The following is a 1,564-nucleotide window of genomic DNA, read 5'->3' on the forward strand; positions in this document are numbered from 1 at the left end:
CCCTACGTGTCAGCCTGAGTTGAGGCCGGTGGCTCACAGCAACCCGGCATTGTAGGGCGAGGATGGACCGACGAACACGATGACCACCACCAGCACAGCGACCCGCCAGCGTTCCGGCGAGAATGTCGGGATGGGTAGCAGCGACCCCGCCGCGAGCGGGCGACGACGGCGGGCGTTCAGCCCGGCCGAGAAACTCCGGCATCTCGACGCCTACGAGACCGCGACCGGCCAGCCCGGTGGCGGGGCGGCTTACCTGCGGGCACAGGGCCTGTACTCGTCCCAGATCACCGAATGGCGCAAACAACGCGATGCCGGTGTCCTGGCCGGCAAGAAGCCGGGCGAGAAGGTCGGCCGGTTGAGCCCCGAACAGGCCGAGATCGCCCGCTTGAAAGCGGAACTGGCCAAGGCGCACAAGAAGCAGGCGATGACCGACGCCGCACTCGAGATCATGGGAAAAGCGCACGCGCTCTTGGAGAGTCTCTCCGAGAGCGCGGACCCCGACGACACGAAGCCGAAGAAGCGTTGACAGCAGCCTGGAACACGTTGTGTGACAACGGCATCGGGCAGCGGCGGGCCAGCGGGTTGACCGGGTTGGCTCGGGCGACGATGAACCGCCGCCCGGCCGCTGCGGTGGCGCCGGTGGCGCGTGCGGAGCCGGTCAACAAGCTCTCCGACATCGAGCGCCGACGGGTGCTGGCCACGCTCAACAGCGATCAGTACGTGGATCTGGCGCCGTTGGAGGTCTACGCGCGGCTGCTCGACGACGGCGTGTACCTGTGTTCGGTATCGACGATGTACCGGATCTTGGCCGAGAATTCCCAGGTCAAGGACCGGCGGCGTCAAGCACGGCACGGGAAGAAGAAATGTCCGGAGTTGGAGGCGACCGGGCCGCGGCAAGTGTACTCGTGGGACATCACCAAGCTGGCCGGGCCGGTGAAGGGCCAGTACTTCGACGCGTACGTGATGATCGACATCTACTCCCGCTACATCGTCGGGTTGGCGGTCCACAACAGCGAGTCCGGTCAGCTGGCGGTGGAGATGATGGACAAAGCGTTCACGGTGCACGGCAATCCCCTGGTCGTGCATGCCGATCGGGGCACGTCGATGACCAGCAACACCGTCGCCGCCAAACTCGACGAACTCGGGGTGGTCCGGTCGCACTCGCGTCCCCGCGTGTCCAACGACAACCCCTTCAGCGAATCGCTGTTCAAGACAGTGAAGTACGGTCCAGAGTTCCCGGAACGTTTCGAATCATTGGCTGTGGCACGCGAATTCATGGATTCGTTCGCGCAGTGGTACAACCATGAGCATCGTCACCTCGGTCTGGGGCTTCATACCCCCGCCGACGTGCATTACGGGCTGGCTCTGGAGAAGGCGCAGGACCGCCGGGAGGTCCTGGCCGCTGCTCGTGCCGCTCATCCTCATCGGTTCGCCACCACGAGCGGCCCGAAGTTTCTGGACCTGCCCGACAGTGTCTGGATCAACAAACCCGAATCTGATAGCGAGGAGCGTGTGGAAGCAGCCTGATCACTCCCACTGGTCCCGAACGGCTTGACAAGTTCCG

1 protein-coding gene is annotated in these 1,564 nt (G+C 64.6%); it reads left to right on the forward strand.

Annotated features, from left to right (window positions below):
- The first annotated feature begins 130 nt into the window (after positions 1–130).
- Positions 131–1,527, forward strand: a protein-coding gene (locus ACFXK0_RS29025; RefSeq protein ID WP_379414271.1) for an IS3 family transposase whose coding sequence is annotated in 2 segments (ribosomal slippage) — positions 131–472 and positions 475–1,527 — 1,395 coding nt in all. Because the reading frame shifts where the segments join, the coding sequence is not laid out codon by codon here.
- The last annotated feature ends 37 nt before the right edge of the window (positions 1,528–1,564 follow it).

The organism is Nocardia sp. NPDC059177, from assembly GCF_042755165.1.
Taxonomy (GTDB): domain Bacteria; phylum Actinomycetota; class Actinomycetes; order Mycobacteriales; family Mycobacteriaceae; genus Nocardia.